1 protein-coding gene is annotated in these 800 nt (G+C 72.0%); it reads right to left on the reverse strand.

The features are described 5' to 3' along the window. Positions 1-800 (reverse strand): sialate O-acetylesterase (locus AC5RV2_RS18675; protein WP_494093569.1); only part of this gene is annotated, 800 nt, incomplete at both ends.

An 800-nucleotide genomic window follows, 5' to 3' on the forward strand; every position in this document is an offset into this window, starting at 1 on the left:
TGGGCGGCCTCGATGCCGCGCCGCCGCCGGTCGTCGGGCAGCCATTCGGGCACCATCCCGCCGATCAGGAACGGCGCCGACCCCAGTGCGTCGCGGACCAGATCGATGATCTGCAGCAACTTGCGGCGGTACCAGCCCTCCGAGGCGCCCAGCACCGCGTCGGACTCGCCCTGGTGCCACAGCACCGCCGCCAAGCGGTTGCGCGGATTCAGCGAGAGCGCCTGCCGGGCGGCGTCCAGCGCGCGGTGGCACAGGTTCGTTCGGGCAGTTTTGTTGTCCGGATCCCAGGAGTAGTCGGCGTTGCCGGTGATCGAGGTGCCGCCCATGGCCGCGGGAACCAGCAACACCTTGCGGCCGGCCGGCTGGGCCAGCCACAGCTGCCGCGCGAATTCGAGGCCCGGTCCCACCGCGGGCCTGCCGTCCACCCACACACTGGCAACATGGCAGAGCGGTTCGCTGGCCGGGATGACCCGGCCGGCGAACGGGCCGGAACCCGCCAGCTGGTCGATCCCGTCGAGCTCCACATCGATGGCCGGATCGAAGGGGAGGCCGCAGCCCTGCATGTTTGACTGGCCCAGCAGCAGGACGACGTCGTAACCGGCCTGGCGGGGATCGACGCGCCCGTTGGCAGCCGTTTGGGCGGCAGCCGCGATTGTCGGGGCCAAGAGCTGCAGCAGCTGCCGGTGGGTGGCCGACGTCGGGTCCGCCACCAAACGCGCAATCCGCTCGTCATCCGGTGCGGAATCCGGCCGGGTTGCTGCGGCGGCCCCGGCCGTGCCCAACGCCCCGGCCCCGATGCC

This window comes from Arthrobacter sp. Y3225116 (genome assembly GCF_059091245.1).